The organism is Kitasatospora sp. NPDC058162 (genome assembly GCF_042884005.1).
In the GTDB taxonomy this organism is placed as follows: domain Bacteria; phylum Actinomycetota; class Actinomycetes; order Streptomycetales; family Streptomycetaceae; genus Kitasatospora.
On record NZ_JBHVUS010000007.1, the window covers coordinates 178,004 to 200,326 of the forward strand.

A 22,323-nucleotide genomic window follows, 5' to 3' on the forward strand; every position below is an offset into this window, starting at 1 on the left:
CGCGGGCGCGTCGGACGCGCCCGCGGGTGACCCGGCCGGCCGGACAACACCCAGCAGATGAGGAGGCACGGTGGCAGCGGATGTCGTCGTGGTGGGCAGCGGCCCCAATGGCCTTGCCGCCGCGGTCACGATGGCCAGGGCGGGACTCGCCGTCGAGGTGTACGAGGCGGCCGACGACCCGGGCGGCGGAATGCGTTCGAAGCCGCTGTTCCGCCCGGACGTGGTGCACGACATCTGCTCCGCGGTGCAGCCGATGGCGGCCGCGTCCGCGTTCTTCCGGGAGTTCGACCTCGCCGCCCGGGGCGTCGAACTGCTCCACCCGGAGATCAGCTACGCGCACCCGCTGGACGGCGGCCGGGCCGCCCTCGCGTACCGCAGCCTCGCGGCGACCTGCGAGGGTCTGGGCCGGGACGGGCGGGCCTGGCAGGCGCTGATGGGCCCGCTGCTCGACCACAGCCGGGGCCTGGTGGACTTCCTGCTCTCGGGCCAGCGGAGCCTGCCGGACGACCTGGCCGCGCCCTTCCTGCTGGCCCGGCGGATGCTCGGCCACGGCACGCCACTGGCCACCCGGCAGTTCGCCGGGCCCGAGGCGGGTGCGCTGCTCGCGGGGGTCGCGGCCCACGTGGTGGGCGTGATGCCCACCCCCGCCTCGGCCGCGGTGGCCCTGATGCTCGGGCACCTCGCGCACGGCACCGGCTGGCCGGTGCCCCGCGGCGGGAGCGTCCGGATCGCCGAGGCCATGGCCGCCGACCTGACCGCACACGGTGGGAAGCTCTTCACCGGGCACCGGGTCACCGACCTGGCGGAGTTCCGGGGTGCGAAGGCCGTCCTGCTCGACGTCGGTCCCAAGGAGTTCCTGGCGATCGGCGGCCGCCACCTGCCGGCCGGTTACCGCCGGGGGCTGCGGTCCTTCCGGTACGGGCCGGGCGCGGCCAAGGTCGACTTCCTGGTCTCCGAGCCGATCCCCTGGGCCGACCCCGACGTCGGCCGGGCCGGGACCGTGCACCTCGGCGGCACCCAGCGCGAGGTGTTCCGGCAGGAGACGCTGGTGGCGAAGGGCTCGCGCGGCGGTGCGCCGTTCGTCCTGGTGGTCGACCCGTGCGTGGCGGATCCGGGCCGCGCGGCCGGCGGGCAGCGCCCGGTGTGGGCGTACGCCCATGTCCCCAACGGCGACACCACCGATCCGGTGGAGCTGGTGACCGCCCGGATCGAGCAGTACGCACCCGGGTTCGCCGACACCGTGGTGGCGCGGCGCGGAATCAGCGCGGCGGCCCTGGAGCAGTACAACCCGAACTACGTCGGGGGCGACATCGCCGCGGGGGCCATGACGCTGAGGCAGACCCTGTTCCGGCCGACCCCCCGCTGGGACCCGTACCGGACACCGCTGCGGCGGGTCTACCTGTGCTCGGCATCGACCCCGCCCGGGCCCGGCGTGCACGGCATGTCCGGCTACCTGGCGGCGCGCTCGGCGCTGCGACGGGAGTTCGGGGTGCGTGACGCGCCGTCGCTGGCACCGCGCTAGGCGCTCCGTCCGGTAGGACGCTCTGGCCGCTCAGGCCGCGCGGGGCGTGGTCACCGGGTCCGCCAGGCGGCCGCGCCGGTGCAGCTCCAGGGCGGCCTGGAAGCGGGTCTGCACGCCGAGCCGCTCCAGCAGGGCGGAGATCATGCGGCTGAGGGTACGGGTGGAGACCCCCAGGCGCCGGGCGATGGCGTCGTCCTTGACGCCCTCGGCGAGCAGCCGGACCAGGACGTCCTCCACCGGTGACGCGGTGGTGTCGGGCGCCGCGCCGTCGGCCTGCCGGGCGAACGGCGTCGCCAGCGTCCAGCAGTGTTCGTGGATCGCACGCAGGGTGGGAATCAGCTCGGTGCCGTGCACCGCCCAGGCGCCCCGCCCGGGGTCGGCGGGATCGGCGGGCACCAGGGCGAGGTCCTGGTCGACGACGAGCATCTGCTGCGGGAGATGGGTGGCGATCCGGACCTCGGCGCCCGCGTGGACCAGGTCCCGGAGGTACCCCGCCATGACGGGGTCACCGGCATGGCGGTGCAGGAACAGGGCGCGCACGGCGATCCCCGCACCGAGCATCCCGAGGTTCCGCAGCAGCATCTCGTCGAGCGCCTCGACGGACGGGATGCCCCCCGCGTGCATCCACCAGGCCTCCCGGCGGGCCAGGCCGGCCGCGCCGTCCAGGAACTCGGCCACCAGCCCCTCGGTGGGCAGCGGCTCGACCTGCAGGGTCCGGCGCCGGGTCGTGCGCAGGTCCAGGAAGTCCCGCATGACGGAGGTGATGGCCTCCCGGGTCTCCGCCAGCTTCGCCAGCTGCTGGGTGAGCTGGCGCTCTTCCTGGCCGAAGAGCCGGGTGAGCGCCACCTCGGGGGCCACCGCCGCGTAGCCGCCGGGCGCGGCCGGCGCCGGGCGGACCAGACCGACCGAGGCGAGCCGTGCCAGCGCCTCTTCCACGGCCGCCTCGGCCGCACCGAGCTGTTGGCTCATCGAGGCCACCGTCCAGGTGGTGGCCGAGGACGCGATCTCGTAGACGCGCTGGTCAAGCGCGTAGGGGACGCCTCTCCCGCTCATCGTTGCTACTCCGATGTCCAAGTACCGAACCGAGAAGACCGGCGTGGCAGCCCGGGGGCCGCCTGTCCGGTCAGCTCCCCCAGGTGAGGTCGTCCAGGGTGGCGACGGCCTTCGGGCGCACCTGGCCGGCGGCGTCCGAGGCGGCGGCCGGGTCCGCACTCGCGGCGAAGGCGGCGGCGGGGACGGCGAGGGCGGCGGCCAGTACGACGCGGACGGCGAACTTACCGGCGGAGGTACGAAGGAACGAGCGGATCATTGTGCTTCCCCGAAAGTGGTGTCTGCCCGGCTGCCGATTGTTCAGCCGGGTACGCACCACTCTGCGGATGCCGCGGGCCCACGGGAAGGGATCCGGAATGGCCGCAACGGGTCGTGACCTGTTTCGGCCTGCGGCAAATAGGTCATAAGGACGACTTCCGACCGGAGCGTCTCACCGGGAGGACGGCAACCAGTTGTCCTGGACCGCATGCACCCCGGCCTGGAACCGACTACGGGCGTCGAGCCGCTCCATCAGGCCCGCTGTGATCCGCCGGGCGGTGCGCGGGGAGATCCCGAGCCGCTTGGCGATGGCCTCGTCCGTCAGCCCCGCGGCCAGCATCCGCAGCGTCTCCGCCTCCTGTGGCGTCAGACCGTGCTGGTCCAGCGGCGGCGCGTCCCCCAGTGGCGTCGCGTTCGCCCACACGCTCTCGAAGAGCGCGCACAGCGCCGACACCACGCCGGGCCCGGTCAGCACCACCGCACCGGCCTTCGCATCACTGGTGTCCAGCGGCAGCACCGCGAGCCGCCGGTCGATGATGATCATGCGGACCGGCAGGCTGGGCACGGTACGCACCTGTCCGCCTCGGCTGTTCAGCCAGGCCACGTGCTCCAGGGAGGGCCGGTCGTTGCGGATGCTGTCCAGGTACACGGTGCGCATTTCCACACCGCGTTCGAACAGCGCCTCGTTGGGGCCGCGGCTGGCGCGCAGATCGCTCTCGCTGTGCGCACCGCCGGGCGCGAACGTCATCACCACCGACTCCGCGCTCCGGCCGAGCTGGGCGAGCCGCTCCCGGATCGCCTGCTCTCCCACCAGGCATTCCGATTCCTCCGTGGCCTGCGGGCCGCCGTAGATCGAGCACTCGGCGATCAGCTGGGCGGCGGCCGCCCGGGACTCCTCCAGGCGCTGCTGCCGGGCGGCGAGGTCGGCCTGCTGCCGCGCGAGCAGCAGCTCCATCGCGACCTCCGGGCTGACCGTGTGGAACCCCGGCTGCGGGTCGTCCCGGTGCCGCACGAGCGCCAGTTCGCTGAGCCGGTCGAGCGCGGCACGCAGCTGCGGCTCCGGGATGCCCAGGCGGAGCGAGAGCTCGGCGACCCCTTCCGAGGGGCGGGCGAGCATCGCGCGGTAAAGCTGTTCGGACATGGCGTCCAGGCCCAGCGTTTCCAGCACCGGAGCCCCCCCTCGATCCCATACACAAAAAATGACGCCCCCGTGCCCGGGGCCGCCGGGCACGGGGAAACGGCCCTGGTGCGGCCCCCGGTGGGGCGGGCACGGCGATATCGCCATGGCCGCATCCTGCAGTGACATAAACCGTCCGAGTCGGGACTCTATGCATAGATCAGGCCTGCCTCAACCATGGAGCCATGTACCTGGTCCATGCCCGACTCCGGTTGGCCGCCGAAATCCCGCTGTCCGACGCGCTGATCGTTGCGCGCCTGCGCCGGGCAGGCCGGGACCGTGGGCTCGAACACGTCAGCGTGCACCCGGCCACCGGCTTCGGCCCCGTCCTCGGACTGTTCCTGGCGGCGGACTCCCTCGACGCGGCCGAACGGGCCGCCCGCGCCGTCTGTCTCGACGTCCTCGCCACCGCGCCCGAACTCCGCGGCCTCACCCTGGCGAGCTGCGAGGCGGTGGCGCCCCCCGGGTACTACGAGCAGCTGGCCTCCGGGCCCGACTGACCCCGCTCGTCCTGTCCGGATAGTGAGACCGGCAGCGGGTCTGGCGGGCGGCGGCCATGGCTGCCGCCCGCAGCCGTGAGAGCTGGTCACCGCCCCGGACAGACCACAGGATGAAGCCGTCCCGTCACCTCCCCACCAGCGGGAAGGTGACGAAAGCTTCGACACCGCGGAGGAAACATGCGCACGTGGGCAACGAGGCCCGACGTGGGGCGCGTCGGCGTCGCCCTGGTCGGTTTCGGGGCCGCCGGGCGGCAGCACGCGGCAACCCTGGCCGCCATCGACGGCGCCGAACTACGGGGTGTCCTGGACCTCGACCCGGCCGCCCGGATTCCGGCCGGCACGGCCAGGTACGCCTCCTGGGAGCAGCTGCTCGACGACCCCTCGGTGCGCCTCGTCTCCCTGTGCACACCACCGGGCGGTCGCACCGCCGCGGCCCGGGCGGTCCTGGAGAGCGGTCGAGCCGTACTCGTCGAGATGCCGGCTGCCACCACGACCGCCGAGCTCGACTCCCTCGCAGCGGTGTCGCACCGCACCGGACAGCCGGCCGGAGTCATGTTCCAGCACCGCTTCCGGCTACCCGACGACGTCCTCGACTGGACCTGGCAACCCAGCACGACCGCCGTACTCGAAGTCTCCGGTTACCGTCCGGCCGACTACTTCCGGCGCACGGACTGGCGCAAGGACCCGGCCCGCGCACTGGGCGGCGTCACCGCCCACCTCGGCGCCCACTACCTGGACCTCGCCTGCCAGCTCCTCGGCGAACCGGCCGAGATCCACCTCGCCCGTACCCGCGAAGTGGTCCCCGGCATCGAGAGTCGCGCGGCCGGAGTGGTGGGCTTCATGGGCGGCGCCACCCTGAGCTTCGCGGTGACCTCCGAGTCGGCCACCCGTACCGAGCGGCTCACCGTCATGGACGTCAACCAGAGCCTGCTCATCGAAGACGGCCGCATCCGGAGCGACCGCGACGGCGTCCTCACCGACCATCCGGCCGCTCCGGCGGAACGGCTCCACACCGAGGTGTACGAGGAGATGCTCCGGGCCGTCACCACCGGCCGGGCCCTTCGCCGCTGCCATCTGACCGGCGCCCGCGCCGTGACGATGATCCTGGAGTCCGTCAGCGGACGACTGGAACCCGGCCCGTGACACGCCCGCCGTATCCGAAGCCTCGCCGTCCTGAGAAAGCAACCGTCATGTCACTTGCCACATCGCCGTTCTCCGACCTGCTCACCCGGCGCGGCCCGGCCGCGCGGTCGGACGCGATCCGGGACATCCTCGCGGCCGGTGCCGCGCCCGGCGTACTCTCCCTGGCCGGCGGCCTGCCCGCACCGGAGACCTTCCCCACGGCGGAGCTGACTGCCGTGACGGAGCGGGTCCTCGCCGAATCCGCTGCCGCGGCACTCCAGTACGCGCCCACCGAAGGCACGCCGGCCATGCGCGAGGTGCTCGCGAGGCTGGCGACCGCGACGGGTGCCCCCGCCACCGCCGAGCAGCTGCTCGTCACCAGCGGCAGCCAGCAGGGCCTGGACCTGGTGGCCGGCACCCTGCTGCAGGAGGGCGACACCGTCGCGCTCGACGACCCGAGCTACCTCGGCGCCGTGCAGAGCTTCCGCCGGGCGGGAGCCGCACTGCTACCGGTGCCCAGCGACGAGGACGGCATGGACACCGACGCCCTCGAGGCCCGGCTGGCGGCCGGTGCGCGCTGCAAGCTGGTCTACGTGGTACCGCACTTCCACAACCCCTCAGGTGCGGTGCTCTCCGCCGCACGCCGCCGTCATCTCGCGTCGCTGGCCGATGAGTTCGGCTTCGTCGTACTGGAGGACGACCCGTACGCGGACCTGGGCTTCGCCGCAGCGCGACAGCCTTCCATGGATGTGCACACCGAGCGGGTGATCAGGCTCATGAGCCTGTCCAAGACCCTCTGCCCCGGGTTGCGGGTGAGCGGCCTCAAGGCCCCCGCCGAGCTCGTCCACGAACTGGCCGCCGCCAAACAATCCGCGGATCTGCAGACCAACACCCTGGGCCAGCACATCCTGGCCCGACTGCTCGCCGACCCGGAGTTCCTGCCCCGCCACGTCACCCGGCTGCAGACCTTCTACCGGACCAAAGCGGGCGAGCTCTCGGAGCTGATCGAAACCAAGCTGCCCTGGCTGGAGTTCGAGCAGCCGAGTGGCGGGCTCTTCCTCTGGTGCACCATCGCGGACCCGGACGTCACCTCGGACGACCTGTCACGTGCAGCCCTGGCCGAGGGAGTCGCCATCGTCCCCGGCACACCGTTCTGCATCGAACGGGACGGATCCCGCAACGTCCGGATGTCCTTCGCGACCTTGTCCCGCCCCGAACTGGCGACGGCCGTGGAACGCCTGTCGACGGCCTTCGACAAGTGCCGTACAGGGCATTCGTCGAACGTCCACCAGACGTGACGCACCCTCGGCCTCGGACTTCAAGACCACCCACCCCTGACGGGAATACACCATGGGAACCTCGGACAACCGCACAGGTGCCGACCTCTTCGCGGCCGTAGCGGCGAACCACCCGACAGCGCCCGCGGTACGGCACGGATCGCACCTGCTGACCTATGCCGAACTCGCCGGCCGGGCCGGTGCGCTGGCCGAAGAGCTGCGGGCGCGCGGCATCGGGCCCGGCGACGTCGTGGCCACCCTCCTGGAGCGGTCGGTATCCGGACCGGTGGCGATGCTCGGGACGTGGGCGGTCGGCGCCGCCTACGTCCACCTCGATGCCTCGGAGTCGCAGGAACGCGTGGACAGGATGCTGTCCGCGGCGGGCGGCAAGGTGGTGCTGGTGGACTCCCGCACCGAGGAGCGGCTCGCGGGCGGGTCTGTCGAACTGCTGCGCGTGGCCGAGCTCGGCACGGCCGACTTCCGTCTCGCACCCGGTCGGTCCGGCTCCGATCTGGCCTACCTCGTGTTCACCTCCGGGTCGACCGGTCTCCCCAAGGCCGTGGCCGTCGAGCACCGGAACGTACTGGGCTACGCTGCCGCTTTCCGGACGAGAATCGCCCCGTTGACGCCGAACAGCTTCGGGACCGCCACGACGTTCGCCTCGGACCTGGGCAACACCTCGGTGTTCGGGGCCTTGCTCCACGGCGCCCGGCTCGACGTCTACGACCGCGAGGTGGTCCTCGATCCGGCGGCCTTCGCCGCGGAGCTCGGCCGACACCCGGTGGATTGCCTGAAGTCGACGCCGTCGCAGATCGAGGCCCTCGCCCGCATCGGTGAGCTCGGGAAGCTCCTCCCCGGGGAGCTGCTCGTCCTCGGCGGCGAGGCACTCCCGCCGCGGCTGGCTCGGTCCATCGTGGACACCAGGCCCGACCTGACCGTCTTCAACCACTACGGCCCGTCCGAAACCACCGTCGGGGTGCTCATGCACCGGGTGACCCCGGCCACGGCCGTGCGGTCGCGCGTGCCCGTCGGCACTCCGCTCGCGGGGACGACCGTGACGATCCTCGGCGACGACGGCGAACCGGTCACCGACGGCACCCCTGGCCAGCTGCACCTCGCCGGGGCCGGCGTCGGCCGCGGCTACCACGGTGACGCGGCGCTGACCGCCGAGAAGTTCCACCGGCACGCCTGGGGCCGCTGTTACGCCAGCGGTGACCTGGCCGTTCTCAACGCGGACGGGGACATCGAGATCCTCGGCCGGATGGATCGACAGATCAAGATCCGCGGGTACCGCGTGGAGCCGGCCGAAGTCGAGCACGCGCTCAACGCCCATCCCGGTGTGCGGGGCCAGCTCGTCGTCGGCGAGGAGTCGGCCGTCGGCGGGCCGATGGAACTCGTGGCCTACGTGATCGCCTCGGCGGACCCGGCCGACCTCATGCGTCATCTGTCGGCGCGACTTCCCTCCTGGTGCGTCCCCGGCCGGATCCATGTCGTGGACGCCATCCCGGTCACCGTCAACGGCAAGGCCGACCTGGCCGCCCTCCGCGAACTGGCCATCGCGCAGGCGGAGTCCGCCCCGGAAGCACCCGCGGCCGACGGTCCTCGCAATGACGTCGAGCGGTTCATCGCCGAGATCTGGGGCGACGTACTCGGCCGCGAGAGCATCGGCGTCCACGCCAAGTTCCTCGAGCTCGGTGGCAACTCGTTCAAGAGCCTCACCGTCTTCGGCAAGCTGCGGCGCCGCTTTCCGGAACTGACCGTATCCACACTGTTCGCCCATCCGACGGTCGCGGAGCTGGCCCGAGCGCTCACGGACGCGCCGCTCCCCGCCGTCGCGACCACCGCCGTGGAGCTCTGAACCAGCCATGCGAGACAACGATGTAGCCGTCATCGGCCTCTCCTTCCGCCTTCCCCAGGCCACGGATTGGGACTCCCTCATCGACCTGTTGGAGCACGGGAGGGACACGGTCCGCCCGATGCCGCCCGCGCGGGCACGGGTGACGCGGCTGCGCACCGGTCCGGACGACCGGCACGGCGGCTGGCTGGACGACATCGCCGACTTCGACTACCGCTATTTCGGCATCTCCCGTGCCGAGGCGGAGCAGATCGATCCCCGGCAGCGGCTCACGCTTCAGCTGGCGGTCGACGCGGTGGGTAACGCCGGATACTCACCCGAGTCGCTTCGGGGCGCCAGGGCAGCCGTGCTGGTGGCGGCGCACGGTGGGCCTCATCCGGGCCTCTACGACCAGCTCGCACCGTCCGATCAGTGCAACGGCACGGCCTTCACCGGCAGCCTTCACGCCTTCGCGGCCGGTCGCGTCGCCTACCACCTCGACTTGCGCGGGCCTACGTTCACCGTGGACACGGCCTGCTCGTCGTTCCTGGTCGCTCTGCACGAGGCCCGGGCGAAGGTCGCCCGCGGTGAGGTGGACCTGGCCCTCGTCGGCGGCTGCCAGCTGGTTCTGGGCCAACCATCGCGGCGGGTGGACAATCCGGTCGGCCTGGGCGTGGAGTCCGCCACCGATCGCTGCCGTCCCTTCGACATCGCCGCCGACGGCGCCGGCTTCGGCGAGGGCGGCGGATTCGTGGTCCTCAAGCGGCTGTCGGACGCCGTAGCCGACGGCGACAACATCCACGCGGTGCTGCACGGCAGCGCGATCAACTCCGACGGCGGCCGCAGCAACGGAATCACCTCGCCCAGCCCGAGTGCGCAGGCCGAGGTCATCGTGGCGGCGTGGCAGGCGGCCGGAATCAGCGGTGCGGACGTCGACTACGTCGAGGCGCACGGGACGGGGACGCGGATCGGTGATCCGATCGAGATCCAGGGCCTGACCGAGGCCTTCGGGACTGCGTCGCGGACCTCGGCCGCGGTGGTCTCGTCGGTCAAGGGAACCTTCGGCCACCTGAGCGGAATGGCCGGGTTCGCCGGGTTGATGCGGGTGATCGCCCAGTTCCGGGTGGGCAAGGTCTTCCCGACGCCGCACTTCACGGCACCGAACCCCTTGCTGGGACTCGACGGCGAGCTGGTGGAGATCGCCGGCGGGGACCGCTGTTCGGACGATCGGCCCCTGCTTGCCGGGATCAGCGGGTTCGGGCTGAGTGGTACCAACGCACACGTCGTCGTCGGCGCACCCCCCACCGGGCCCGAGGCCGACGAGGTCGCCCGGCCCCGACTGATCGTGCTCTCCGCCCGGGACGAAGCGGGCCTTACCGCCCATCTGCACCGGACGCGAGCCGCCATCGCGGGGACAACCGGCCTGAACTCGATCGCAGACGTGCTCATGTACGGCCGCGAGCAGTTCCGCTACCGATTCAGCTGCGTCGCCGACGATGTCGCCGACCTCTGCGACCGGCTCGACCGGGCCGTCGCCGGGGCCCCGGGCTCGGTCCCAGGAGCGCCGCCGGCCGTGGTACTGGCGCTCGGCGACGTGCGCGATGTCGGTCACGACGCCATCCGACAGCACTGCCGTGACCTTCCCGGCTTCGCCCGGGTCCGGGACGAGGCCGCCGGGCACATCCCGCCGCAGCAGTGGACGGCGGCGCAACGGTACGTGGTCTGGACAGCCGGGCTCTGCACCGTGCTGGCCGACCTCGGCATCGCCGCCCGGCTCGTGCTGTCGCACGGGGCCGGCACCGCCGCGGCCCGCTGGTTGCGAGGGGAGCAGGCCCTGGCCACGTCGCTGGACGAGGCCGACGCGCTCACCGGCGCTCCGGCGCCCGACCCGGCACGGCTCGCTGCCGCGCTGAGCGGAACACAGGAGCGGCTCGTCATCGACCTCGCAGGGGCCGGTGCACTGTCCGAATTGCTACGCGCGACCGGAGCGGCCCCGGTGACCGGCACCTGCCTGGAGCTCGCCCGGACGCTCTTCCAGACCGGTCATCAGCTGAACTGGACCGCCGGCTTCGGCCGGCCGGCCAGTCGTCGGCGGGAACTGCCCGTGGCCCCGCCGGTGTCCGAGACGTGCTGGCCCGCAACCGTGGTGCCGACCGCACACCAGGCCGACGTCGAGGCAGAGCCCGAGGCCGTCGTGACCGCCGCCGCTCCGCGCAGTGTGGCGGAGGTCGTGCTCGTGATAGCCGGGGAAGTGCTCAAGGAGCCCGGGCTGAGCCTTCAGGACGACTTCTTCGACCTCGGCGGCAACTCACTCAACGGATCGCAGCTCATCAACCGGGTCAACCAGCACTTCGGCACCGAGCTGGACGTGTTGGACCTCCTCGACAGCCCCGATCTGGAGGCGTTCGCCCATCTGGTCGAACAGGAGTCTCCGGCCGTGGCGAAGCCGGCTGCGGTGTCGTCACGGGGCGCCGGGCCGCTGTCCGGACAGCAGGCCGCGATCTGGGCGGCCATCGAGCTGGAAGAGGAGTCCGCCGCTTACAACGTTCCGGCGGCCTTCCTCCTGGCTGAGGCGCCCGACCCGGGGTGGCTGGCCGATCGCCTGACCGCCCTGGTGAACCGGCATCCGATGCTCCGGACCTCGCTGGAAGTGAGTGGCGACGGCGTGCGCCAGGTGGTTCACCCGGCGGCTCCGGTCACCGTGACCGAGCTCGACCTCGATCTCTCCGCCCACGACCGGGCAACCGGGCGGGAGCCGTTGCTGGCCGCCCTCGGCCGGCTGAACGGCCGTCCGCTCTCTCCCTACGGTGCCGCTCACGCCCGGTTCGAGCTGGTGCGTGCCCAGTTCCGCGACGGCCCGCAGCATGTGCTGCTGCTGACCTTCCACCATCTCTTCTTCGACGGCTGGTCCTGGCGAATCGTGCTGGACGCCCTCGGCGACGCGCGGCTGCCCGGACCGGATCGGGAGTACCTCGGCTATGTCGCTTCGCAGCAGGGGATGCTCGATTCGCCCCGAGGCGAGGAACTGGTGGGATTCTGGTCCGACTACCTGCGCTCCGCTCCCGACCTCGCCCTGCCCTGGGACCACGGATCGGACGCACCCGGCCTCGTCCATGACGACGGGCATCTGCCGCTGTCACTGCCGGCCGACATCGTGGACGCCTTGCGGGAGATCGCCCGTGAGGCGCGGGTGACCATGCAGATGCTGTTGCTCACGGCCTGGTCGGCATTGTTGTGGCGGATCGGTGCCGCGCGGGACCTGTGCGTCTCGATGCCGGTCGCGGGCCGGCTGCACGAGGACGAGGGAACCGTCGGGTGTTACGTCAACACCGTCCTGGTCAGGGTCGCGGTGAAGCCGGGCGACTCCTTCCGCGACCTGCTCGGCCGGGTCAAGGAATCATCGCTACGGGCGTTGGCGCACGCCGACCTGCCCGCGGACCGGGTGCTGCGGCTCACCGTGCCGGCCGGGGGCAAGCCGATCGTCACCACGATGTTCGACTACCAGAGCGGGTTCGTCCCGATGCGCCGCCTCGGCACGCAGGGCCCGGCCGTCGAACTGCTCGACACCGTCCCGGTCGGTGCGAAGTATCCGCTGAACCTGACGTGCATCGAGTACGGGCATGAGCTCCGGGCCCGGTTGGAGTTCTCCGGTGCGCAGCTGCGGCCCGAGACCGCCGCGAGATGGCTCGACGACTACCGCGAAGCCCTGGTGCGGGTCACCGACCTCGGCATCCACGCCGACCTCTTCGAGATCGTCGGCGCGCAGAGGGACTCTCACAGCCCCATTCCGCTGCCGGACTTCCAGTTCTGACGGGAACAGTAATGTCATCACCCACCCTTTCCGAGCCCACTCTCGCCGATCGGGAGTACTGGCTGTCCGCTCAGGACGATGTCGCCGAGGCGGCCGCCGCCGTGCAGGACGCCCTCGCCGTCCGCCCCGTCGCCGGGACGATGGTCACCGCCTCGTGCGAGCTCGAGGACGCCACCGTCGCCCGACTCGACAGGGTCACCGCCGGCGATCCGGTGCTCCGTTGGACGGCCCTCGCCTCGGCCGGCGTCGTCGTGCTGCGCCGGTTCGGCACCGGGGACAAGGCCGTGGTCCGCACCGCCGCTCCGCTGACCCGCCGGATGCCGGTCGTCGTCGGCTACGCACCGGAGTCGACGTTCCGGGAGCTGCTCGGCACGGTGCGGCAACGAGTGGCCGACGTACTCGCGCACGACTCGGTCGACGACGAGACCCTGTGGTCGGCTGCGGCCGGGTGCCATCCGGTGGTCATCGGCTCCGGGGCCGACCCGGACGCCGGCCTGACCGTCCAGCTGTCGGACGGCCGGATCACGGTCGCGTCGGCGCGCCTCCCCCAGTCCACCGTGGACAGCGTGGCCCGTGGACTCACGGTGGTGCTCCAGCGCGGTCTCCACGACCCGCACCAGCGGCTCCTGGACCTGCCCGTGGTCGACGAGGCCACGGCGTCGCAGTTGCTCGACGAGTTCAACGACACTCCGGAACTGGTGGCCGACAAGCCCTTCCGGGAGCAGTTGCTGGCGTGGGGCGAGGCGACACCGACGGCTGTCGCGGTGCACGACGAGCACGAGGAGATCACCTACGCCGAGCTCGTCCGGTACGCGACCGCGATCGCAGGACGCCTGCGGGCGGGTGGCGTCGGCGCGGACGACATCGTCGCGCTCTGTGCTCCTCGCAGCGCCTGGTTCGTCGTCGCGGCCACCGGCATCCTCTTCTCCGGAGCCGCCTACCTACCCCTCGACCCGGTCATGCCGTCGGTTCGGCAGGCGCACATGCTGCGCTTCGCCAAGGCGGTCGTGGGCGACGTCGATCCGGCCGTCGCACCGGAGTTCGTGCTCGACTTCCCGGCTCTGCGGGCGGAGGCGCGGGCGGCGTCCACGCAGCCGACCGCGGACGCGGTCAGCCGGCTGCTCGGCGCCTCCCCGGCGCCGGGCCACCTTGCCTACGTCATCTTCACCTCGGGTTCGACGGGTACGCCCAAGGGCGCCTGCCTGGAGCACCGCAACCTGCAGAACCTGCTGGCTTTCCGGGCGAGTGACTGCGAACTGCGGCCTGGAGTCGAGATACCGCAAACCGCCCCCGTCACCTTCGACATATCCGTCTGGCAGATGTTCGCGGGTCTGGTGGCCGGGGCCACGGTATGCGTGGTCCCCGACGAGGTCATGCGCGACCCGTCGGCGCTCACCGAGATGATCGCGGCACATCGGTACGAATACGTCGAACTCGTGCCCTCGCTCATCTCGGTGGTACTGGAGGAGCTGGACGACAGGCCACGCTTGGCGGACGAGCTTCGATCCGGTCTGCGCGGTCTGATCTCGACCGGTGAAGTCCTCGGCACCGACCTCGCCCGTGCCTGGAACCGCGAGATGCCCCAGGTCCCCCTGATCAACGCCTACGGTCCGGCCGAGTGCACCGACGACGTGACCCAGGGCGTCGTGACCGGCGAGGATCTCGACGGGCCGTACACGCCGGTGGGCAAGCCGCTGCCGAACACCGTCATCTACGTCCTCGATCAGGACGGCCAGCTGGTACCGCCGACCGTCCCCGGCGAGATCTGCGTCGGTGGACCCAACGTCGGCCGCGGCTATCTGGATGCTCCTGAGCTCACCGCGGCGGCGTTCGTGCCCGACCCGTTCAGCGGGCGAACCGGCGCACGGATGTACCGCACCGGTGACCGCGGCCGCTGGCGTGCCGACGGCGTGCTGGAGTGCTTCGGCCGCAGGGACAACCAGGTCAAGATCCGTGGCCGCCGCATCGAGCTGGGCGAGATCGAAACGGTGCTCCAGGCCCACACCGACGTCGCCATGGGCGCGGTCGAACTGGTGAGGCAGGACGGTCTCGACCGACTCGTCGCCTTCGTCGGCGCCGCCTCCGGCACCGCACCCGGCGCGGACGTTCTGATGTCCCATCTGGCCGAGCGGTTGCCGGACTACATGGTGCCCGGCGAGTACCTGGTGCTGGACGCCCTGCCCTGCAACCGGAACGGCAAGATCGACCGCGGAAGGCTGAGGGAACTGGTCGTCGAGCGGCCGGCCTCGGCAGGTGGCCACGTGCCGCCGAGCAGCGAGACACAACGTGTGCTCTGCGAGCTGTGGGCCAAATACCTCAAACTCCCCCGGGTCGGAATCACCGACGACTTCTTCTCGCTCGGCGGTGATTCCATCACCATCATCCGGCTGACGCACGAGGCGTCACGGCGGGGCATCACCTTGCGCCCCAAGCACTTCTACGATCACCGCACCGTCGAGAGCCTGGCCGCGCTGGCCGAACAGCAGTCGTCGGCGGCGACCGTACCGCTTGGCACCACGGCCGAGCTGACCGGCAATCAGAAACGGTTCTTCGAGCGGTCCTTCGACGAGCGACAGCACTGGAACCAGTCCTACGTACTCGATGCCGTGCGGCCGCTGCGGGCCGAGGTGCTGGAGCGGGCGCTGCACCAGGTCGTGGCCCGACACGAGCAGCTACGGGTGAAGTTCACCGAGGTCGACGGGGTCGTCCGGCAGGTCGTCGGTGCGGTACCGAACGGCCTGCTGTGGACCTGTGCCGCAGACGGCGGAGTGGAAGCCGAGGCCGACCGGGCACACGCCTCGTTGTCCCTCGCCGAAGGACCGCTCCTGCGGGCACTGCTGGTCGGCGACCGCCGGGTGCTGCTGACAGTGCACCGCCTGGTCATCGACGAGGACTCGTGGCCGATCGTCATCGACGATCTGGAGACGGCCTACCGCGCCTGTGAAGCCGGTGAACAACCGGAGTTCCCCGCCCGGACCACGGCGTACGTGCGCTGGGCGGCCGCATCGGTCGACCGGTCCCCGGCGGCACCGGCAGCAGCGGCGGCACCGGCATTCGACGTGGACGGCCTGCTGGTGTTTCCCCCGCGCCGGGCCGAGGTGGCCAACCGTCACGGCGACCGGGTGGTGAGCGAGCTCCGGCTCGACCCGGCGACGACTCGGCGAATGGTCCAACGGGCTGCTCTCCAGACCGACGAAGGTGTCCCCGCGGTGCTGCTCGCCGGCCTGGGACGCGCGGTCGCCGGTACCCGCCGAAAGGGAAAGGTGCTGATCGAGCTGGAGAGCCACGGGCGCCGGCTCCCCGGGAACACCGTGGACGTCAGCCGGACCGTGGGCTGGTTCACCGCCGTCGCCCCGCTGATCCTGCCGGTCGGCCCGGACACTGATCCGGCGACGGTCGCCGCCGAGCTGACGCAGGCCAGACAGGGCTCTGTCAGGTGCCCGCGCACACCGGAGGCCGGTCGGATCGAACCGGAGATCGGATTCAGCTACCTGGGCCGGGCCGAGAGCGGCCGTGCCCCGCAGCGGCTCTTCCAGCCGGGCGACGACCTCGGGCAGTGTCGGGCACCCCGCGGCCACCGCCCCCTGGAGTGGGAGATCACTGCGACCGTGGCCGAGGAGAGCCTCGTGATCGCACTGGAATCCGCCGCCGAGCGCCACGACCACGCCGACGTCGACGAGACCCTGCGCCTCTGGCGGGAGTACCTCGTCGGATTCGCCGACGAGGCGGGCACCGGTCCGGCACTGGGCGACATCGCCCCGCTCACCCCGACCCAGCAAGCATTCTTCGCGCGGGACATCCCGCGGCACGACCACTGGAACCACGGTGTCGGTTACACGCTGGCCGAGCCGATGACGCTCGAAGGTGCCGACCGCCTGGCCCGGGCCATGCTCGACCGGCATCCGGTACTGGCCACCGGATTCGTCGCGACTCCCCGCGGCCGACAGCAGGGCCGGCGGCATGACGCGGTCATCCCGGTGACCGAACTCGACCTGACGACCGTGACGAGCGCGCCTGCCCTGGCCGAGCGGATACAGGCTGCGGCGAGCCAGGAACACCGCCGGCTCGACCTCGCACACGGCCCGATCTCGCGATGGCTGCTGGTCCACCGGCCGGCGGGGATGCCCGACCAGCTGCTGGTGATCGTGCATCACGCGGTGATCGACGCCTACTCGTGGGACGTGTTCACCGACGACCTCGCCGCCGCCCTGTCGGGCACCCTCCCGCGGCAGCCGGAGCCGACGACCTCCTACGGGGACTGGGCCCGGCTCCTGCACGGACTGGTCCAGCAGCAGCCACAGCAGTTCGGCCTCGACCACTGGCTGACGCCTCCCGTCTCCCGTCAGGTGCTCGACGGGACGTCAACCGGCGTCATGGAGAACACGGTTGAGATCCACAGCCGCTTCGACGCCGAGCGGACCTCCCGCTTCGTGCAGGCCGGCGCCGACGACGGCCTGACGATCTACGAACGCTTGCTCACCGCGTTGGCCCACGCGCTGTCGCAGTGGCTGCCGGACGCCGACGGTGCCGTGTCGATCGAGCTCGGCGGGCACGGGCGGGAGGACCTCTTCGACGACGTCGACCTCAGCCGGACCATCGGCTGGTTCAACACGGCCTATCCCTTCGCGCTGCCGCTGCCGGGAGCCCTTTCCGCGGCCGACCACGCACAGCAGGTGGCCGGACGGCTGCGGGCGGTGCCCGGTCGGGGACTGGGGTTCGAAGCACTCAAGCACCTGTCCACCGACACGTCGGTGCGCGAGGCGCTCGACCAGGTGCCCACGCCTCGGTTGATGTTCGACTTCGACGGCGAACAGGCCTTCCTGGACCGTCCCGAAGAGGCGGCCGCCGGACCGATCCTCGAGATCACCACCGAGAACACCGGGGAGTGGAAGCCTGACGGCGCTCCGCGCGCCCATCCGATCGACATGAGCGTCAGCATCCGCCAGGGCCGTCTGGGAATCAGATGGCGGTTCTCCGGCGACGTCGTGCCCCGCGAACGGATGGACAGCCTCGTCGAGGCGTATGTCACCCAGCTCCTGGGAGGAGTTGGCGAATGAGTTCGACGCTGCTGACAGATCGGACACCACCGAGACCAAGGAAGTGCCACAGATGACCGTCAACGCACTGCTGCATGCCCGGTTCGAGGCTTTCGCCACGTCGGATCCCGACCGGACGGCGCTGAACGTGGCCGACCTGGACATCACTTACGGTGAGCTCGGGCAGCTGGCAGATCAGCTGGCTCGTCGGCTGATCGATGCCGGAGCCGGGCCGGAGCAGGTCGTCGCCATCCACCTCGACCGGTCGGCCGAGGCGATCGTCGCCATGCTCGCCGTGCTCAAGGCGGGCAGCGCCTACCTTCCCCTGCCGGTCGGCTATCCGGTGGACCGGCTCACCTTCATGCTCGCCGACTCCGGCGCCCAGCTCATGGTCACTCGGAGCGACCTGGCCGAGACGCTGGCCGCCGACGTGCGGGTGATCTGTGTCGACCGACCCCACCCGGCGCCGCCTGCGGGACCGCCTGCGGGACCGCCGGTGGAGGTCGCGCCGTCGAACACGGCCTACATCATCTACACCTCCGGTACCACCGGCACCCCGAAGGGTGTCGTGGTGACCCACGAGAGCGCGGTCAACCTGGTCAGCCCGGTGCAGGACTACGTCCGCTTCGGACCGGACGAAGTCTTCCTCCAGCTGGCGCCGCTCGCGTTCGACGCGTCCGCGTTCGAGATCTGGGGAGCGCTCACGAACGGTGCCGAGCTGGTCCTGGCAGCACCGTCCTACCAGGCCGTCGAGGAGCTTCCGGCGTCTCTGGTGAAGAAGGGGATCAGCGTCCTTCTGCTGACCCCGGCGGTCTTCCACGTACTGATGGACCGTCAGCCCGAGTGCTTCGACGGCGTGCGCCAGCTCATCGTGGGCGGTGACGCGATGTCGGCCGCCCACGCTCATGCCTACGTCGAACGCAAGCGGTCCCAGGGCCTGCCGGGGCACACGTTGCGCAACGTCTACGGGCCGACCGAAGCGACGACCCTGGTGAGCAGCCACGTGATGGACGATGTGCCCCCCGACGCGGTCGCCCTCCCGCTCGGCCGTCCGATCCACGGCGCCTCGGTGTACCTGCTCGACGCGGATCTGGTTCCCGTCACGCCCGGCGAACGAGGACAGATCTTCATCGGCGGTACGGCCGTGGCGCGCGGCTACCTGCACCGGCCGGAACTCACCCGGGAGCGGTTCGTGCCGGACCCCTTCGCCGCCGACCCGGCGGCCCGGATGTACGCCACCGGCGACGAGGGCCGTCTCGCGCCGTCGGGGCTGATCGAGTTCGTCGGCCGGCTGGACCGCCAGGTCAAGGTACGCGGGTTCCGGATCGAGCTGGGTGAAGTGGAGGCGGCGGTCAGGAGCCACCCGGGTGTCCTCGACGTCTGCGTCGTGGTCCGCCGGTCAGCCGGCGGCACGGAGCAGCTGGTGGCCCACGTGGTGACGGCCGCCGATGCCGACCTCGCCGAGCACGTCCGCACGCGCCTGCCCGAGTACATGTGCCCGCAGCGTTTCGTCGAGCACACCGCGCTGCCCCTCAACGCCAGTGGGAAGGTCGACAGAACGGCGCTGTCCGAAGTGGAGGCCTTCACAGCCGAACGCCCGGGCTCCGCAGACGACCGGCTGTCGCCGGTGGAGTCCGTGATGGCCGAGATCTGGTGCGAGGTGCTCGGGCTCGACCACATCGCACCGGACGCCGACTTCTTCGCGCTCGGGGGCGACTCGCTGCTGGCCATCCGGATCCTCTCCAAGGCCGACGAGCGGGGCCTGTCCCTCCAACTGGTGACCTTCTTCCGCAGTCCCACGCTGCGCGGGGTGTGCGCTGCCCTGACCCTCACCGGGGCGGCCGAGGAGCTGGACCCGGGCCGCGAACGCTTCGCCCTGATCCCGCCGCAGGACATCGCCAGGCTGCCGGAGGGGATCGAGGCGGCCTACCCGGCGACCAGACTCCAACTGGGCATGATCTTCGAGAGCATGCTGAGTGACGACGCGGTCTACATCGACGTGGTCTCTCGGGACGTCAACCTCGAGCTGGTACCGGAGCGGCTGCGTGAGGCGCTCGACGCCGTGGCCCGCAGGCACCCCATTCTGCGGACCCGGTTCGACCTGGCCGACTTCACCGAGCCGCTTCAGCTCGTCGAGGCCACGCCGGCCCTCCCGCTCCAGGTCGAGAGTTACCTCGGTTTCGATGCCGACCGGCTCGCGCACCGGCACGAGGAGGTCATGGCCGAGCTCACGGCCGCCTTCGACCCGGAGGTGGCACCGCTGATGCGGGTCCACGCCGCGCACTTGGACTCCGGCCGGTTCCGCCTGACGTACTCGTTCAACCATGCCGTGCTCGACGGTTGGAGCGAGTCGGTACTCGCCCTGGAACTGCTGCGGACCTACCACGGTCTGCTGACCGGCGACGTTCCGGTGCTCGGCAAGCCGGCCGCACTGGCCGAGTTCGTCAAGCTGGAGCGGGCTGCCCTGGCCGACGAGCGATCGCTGGCCCACTTCGAGCGGTTCCGTGCCGACGTCAAGGACAGCAGTCGTCGCTTTCCCCGTCACGAGAAGGTCTCCCTGGATGTGCCCATGGAGCTGGCCCACTCGCTGACGGCCAACGCGAAGGCCTGGGGCGTACCCCTCAAGAGCCAGTTCTTCGCCGTCTGCTACGCGACGCTGTGCGATCTGTGGGACCAGCCGACTCCCGTGGTGGGCATGTCGGTCAACGGGCGCCCGGAACTGCCCGGTGCCGATCTGACTGTCGGCCTGTTCGTCAACCACGTGCCGATCCGGCTGGCCGAGACGACCACCGCGACCTGGGAATCGCTGGCGCACCAGGCATTCGCGGCGGAGAACGAGGTGCTGGAGTTCCGGCGCTTCCCCTACTCCGAGATCCGGAGTGTCCTCGGCGGGCCGCCGTTCGACGTCGTGTTCAGCTACGTGCACTTCCACGCGCGCGACGAACTGCTGGAACTCGGCCTGGTCACCGCGGACCAGGAGGTGCGCGATCGCACGAACCTGCCGGCCCGGGTCGAGGTCATCAACGATCTGCAGGGCCGCGGCCTGAGCCTGGACATCACGGTCGACGCCGATCGCTACGGCGACGGCTTCGCGTCCCGGCTGGCCGACAGCCTGCTGGACGGCATCAGAAGCCTGGCCGCGCAGGACAACCGGTGTTCGCCGACCAAGTCCCTCGCTTCCCTGACGAAAGGTCGGTCATGACCCTTCCCGTAGTGTTCGTCGTGCTCACCCGGCTCGGTTCGGCCACGCCCCGGGAGATCTGGCAGGCGGCAGAGGATCTGTGTGAGCCCGTCTTCCTCTACCGGGGTACGGAACTGCCCGAAGCGCTGCAGGCGGTGGTCGGCATGCTCGGGCGATCGGTCGACCTCGAACGGTGTCCGGATCTCTCCCGGTTGCCGGGAGCCGCCGAAGCGGTGGGCATCGCGGCGTTCAACGAGACCGCGATCGTGCTGGGCGCCGAAATCGCCGAGCGCTTGGGGCTCGACTTCCACACACCGGCCACCGCCCGACGTCTGACCGACAAGACCGCCCAGCGGGAGGCGTTGCGGAAGGCGCAGGTGGACACGCTGCGCTTCGCTCGGGTCAGCACCGTCGACGAGGTACTGCCGGCGCTGCACGAGGTGGGCTTCCCGGCGGTCGTCAAGCCGGTCAGTGGCTACGGCAGCCGACACACCTACTCCGTGAACGACCTCGCCTCCGCGACCGAGTTGCTGACCCGGCGCCTCCAGGCGGCGGACGCGTCGGCCTACGTGGTCGAGCAACGGCTGATCGGCGACCCGGCGATCGCCGGCCCCCGTTGGGGCGACTACGTCTCGTGCGAAACCCTGTTCCAGGACGGCGTCCCGTACGACATCGCGGTGACCGGGCGGTACCCGCTGGCGGAGCCGTTCCGCGAGACCGGCTTCTTCATGCCGTCCAACCTGCCGGATCCGGTCACGGCCGAGGTCGCCGACGTGGCGCACAGGGCCGCCACCGCGCTCGGGGTGCGCACCGGTATGGTGCACACCGAAATCAAGCTGACGGCCGAGGGCCCTCGCGTCATCGAGGTCAACGGAAGACTCGGCGGCTTCGTCAACGGACTGCTCCAGCGCTCGGCCGGGGTGGACGCAGTACGCCTGTGTCTGGCCGCCGCTATGCCACGGAGCCGAGCGATCCCGGAGATCCGCCACGATCGAGTGGCTTTCACCCAGCTCGTCGTGCCGCCGAAGGGAGCGTCCTCGCTGGTGGCGGTCGACGGGGTGGACCAGGTCGCCGCCTTGCCCGGAATCGACTCGGCCACCGTGTGGGGACGCCCCGGGTCCACCGTGGAGTGGGCGATCGGCTATGACGGCTGTCTGGGCCAGATCTCAGGTGCCGCGGACAGCCACGAGCAGCTCGCTTCCCTCGCCGACTCCGTGGACGACCTGCTGGACCTGCGATTCGAGCTGAATCCTTCGATGTAGCCGTTCACGGTGCGGCTCCGTCACAGCCGCCCAGGCTCGGGTGCGCCAGCGAGTCGACATGTGCTTCGGGCCGTGGTGCCGGCTCTTCCGAGCTGCCACCACGGCCCTCTGCCCCGCATGTTCACTGTGGGCGCGGACGGTTTCGAACCGCCGACATCTGCTTTGTAAGCTCGTTCGACCTTTCGGACAGGCTCAGCGAAGGCGCACGCGCCTCCCGGCAGCCGCTAGCTGACAGCCTCCCTTGCCGTCTCATGTCCGTCGCTGTTGCCGTCAGGACCTGCCGTCAGCATGGC

Annotated in this window: 12 protein-coding genes; 9 read left to right on the forward strand and 3 right to left on the reverse strand. The window is 71.2% G+C overall.

Features of this window, described 5'->3' with window-relative positions:
• The first annotated feature begins 70 nt into the window (after window positions 1–70).
• A complete protein-coding gene (locus tag ACFVXG_RS16460) occupies window positions 71–1,522 on the forward strand; it encodes a phytoene desaturase family protein (protein ID WP_387928100.1) in 1,452 nt (483 codons plus the stop codon).
• Window positions 1,523–1,552: 30 nt separating this feature from the next.
• On the opposite strand, the gene ACFVXG_RS16465 is transcribed toward ACFVXG_RS16460, so the two are convergent.
• The 3 genes from ACFVXG_RS16465 to ACFVXG_RS16475 form a co-directional block, all read right to left on the reverse strand.
• On the reverse strand, window positions 1,553–2,575 hold the full coding sequence (locus ACFVXG_RS16465; protein WP_387928102.1) for a helix-turn-helix domain-containing protein: 1,023 nt from the start codon (window positions 2,573–2,575) through the stop codon (window positions 1,553–1,555).
• 70 nt (window positions 2,576–2,645) lie between these two features.
• The gene (locus ACFVXG_RS16470) at window positions 2,646–2,831 is read right to left on the reverse strand and encodes a hypothetical protein (protein WP_387928104.1); all 186 of its coding nucleotides are present in this window, start codon (window positions 2,829–2,831) and stop codon (window positions 2,646–2,648) included.
• Window positions 2,832–3,002: 171 nt separating this feature from the next.
• Window positions 3,003–3,998: a LuxR C-terminal-related transcriptional regulator gene (locus ACFVXG_RS16475; protein WP_387928105.1), complete on the reverse strand. Its 996-nt coding sequence runs from the start codon at window positions 3,996–3,998 to the stop codon at window positions 3,003–3,005.
• Window positions 3,999–4,192: 194 nt separating this feature from the next.
• On the opposite strand from ACFVXG_RS16475, the gene ACFVXG_RS16480 reads away from it, so the two are divergent.
• The 8 genes from ACFVXG_RS16480 (at window position 4,193) to ACFVXG_RS16515 (ending at window position 22,030) form a co-directional block, all read left to right on the forward strand.
• The gene (locus ACFVXG_RS16480; RefSeq protein ID WP_387928107.1) at window positions 4,193–4,507 is read left to right on the forward strand and encodes a hypothetical protein; all 315 of its coding nucleotides are present in this window, start codon (window positions 4,193–4,195) and stop codon (window positions 4,505–4,507) included.
• A 177-nt stretch (window positions 4,508–4,684) separates the two neighbouring features.
• On the forward strand, window positions 4,685–5,650 hold the full coding sequence (locus tag ACFVXG_RS16485) for a Gfo/Idh/MocA family protein (protein WP_387928109.1): 966 nt from the start codon (window positions 4,685–4,687) through the stop codon (window positions 5,648–5,650).
• A gap of 47 nt (window positions 5,651–5,697) precedes the next feature.
• Window positions 5,698–6,927: a PLP-dependent aminotransferase family protein gene (locus ACFVXG_RS16490; protein WP_387928111.1), complete on the forward strand. Its 1,230-nt coding sequence runs from the start codon at window positions 5,698–5,700 to the stop codon at window positions 6,925–6,927.
• Window positions 6,928–6,979: 52 nt separating this feature from the next.
• Window positions 6,980–8,764 carry an amino acid adenylation domain-containing protein gene (locus ACFVXG_RS16495; protein WP_387928112.1) on the forward strand — a complete coding sequence of 595 codons (1,785 nt, stop codon included), beginning with the start codon at window positions 6,980–6,982 and terminating at the stop codon, window positions 8,762–8,764.
• Window positions 8,765–8,771: 7 nt separating this feature from the next.
• Window positions 8,772–12,551, forward strand: a complete 3,780-nt coding sequence (locus ACFVXG_RS16500) for a beta-ketoacyl synthase N-terminal-like domain-containing protein (RefSeq protein ID WP_387928114.1) — start codon at window positions 8,772–8,774, stop codon at window positions 12,549–12,551.
• 317 nt (window positions 12,552–12,868) lie between these two features.
• The gene (locus ACFVXG_RS16505; RefSeq protein WP_387928421.1) at window positions 12,869–17,608 is read left to right on the forward strand and encodes an amino acid adenylation domain-containing protein; all 4,740 of its coding nucleotides are present in this window, start codon (window positions 12,869–12,871) and stop codon (window positions 17,606–17,608) included.
• A gap of 52 nt (window positions 17,609–17,660) precedes the next feature.
• On the forward strand, window positions 17,661–20,789 hold the full coding sequence (locus tag ACFVXG_RS16510; RefSeq protein WP_387928116.1) for an amino acid adenylation domain-containing protein: 3,129 nt from the start codon (window positions 17,661–17,663) through the stop codon (window positions 20,787–20,789).
• 11 nt (window positions 20,790–20,800) lie between these two features.
• The gene (locus ACFVXG_RS16515; protein ID WP_387928117.1) at window positions 20,801–22,030 is read left to right on the forward strand and encodes an ATP-grasp domain-containing protein; all 1,230 of its coding nucleotides are present in this window, start codon (window positions 20,801–20,803) and stop codon (window positions 22,028–22,030) included.
• Window positions 22,031–22,323: the final 293 nt, after the last annotated feature.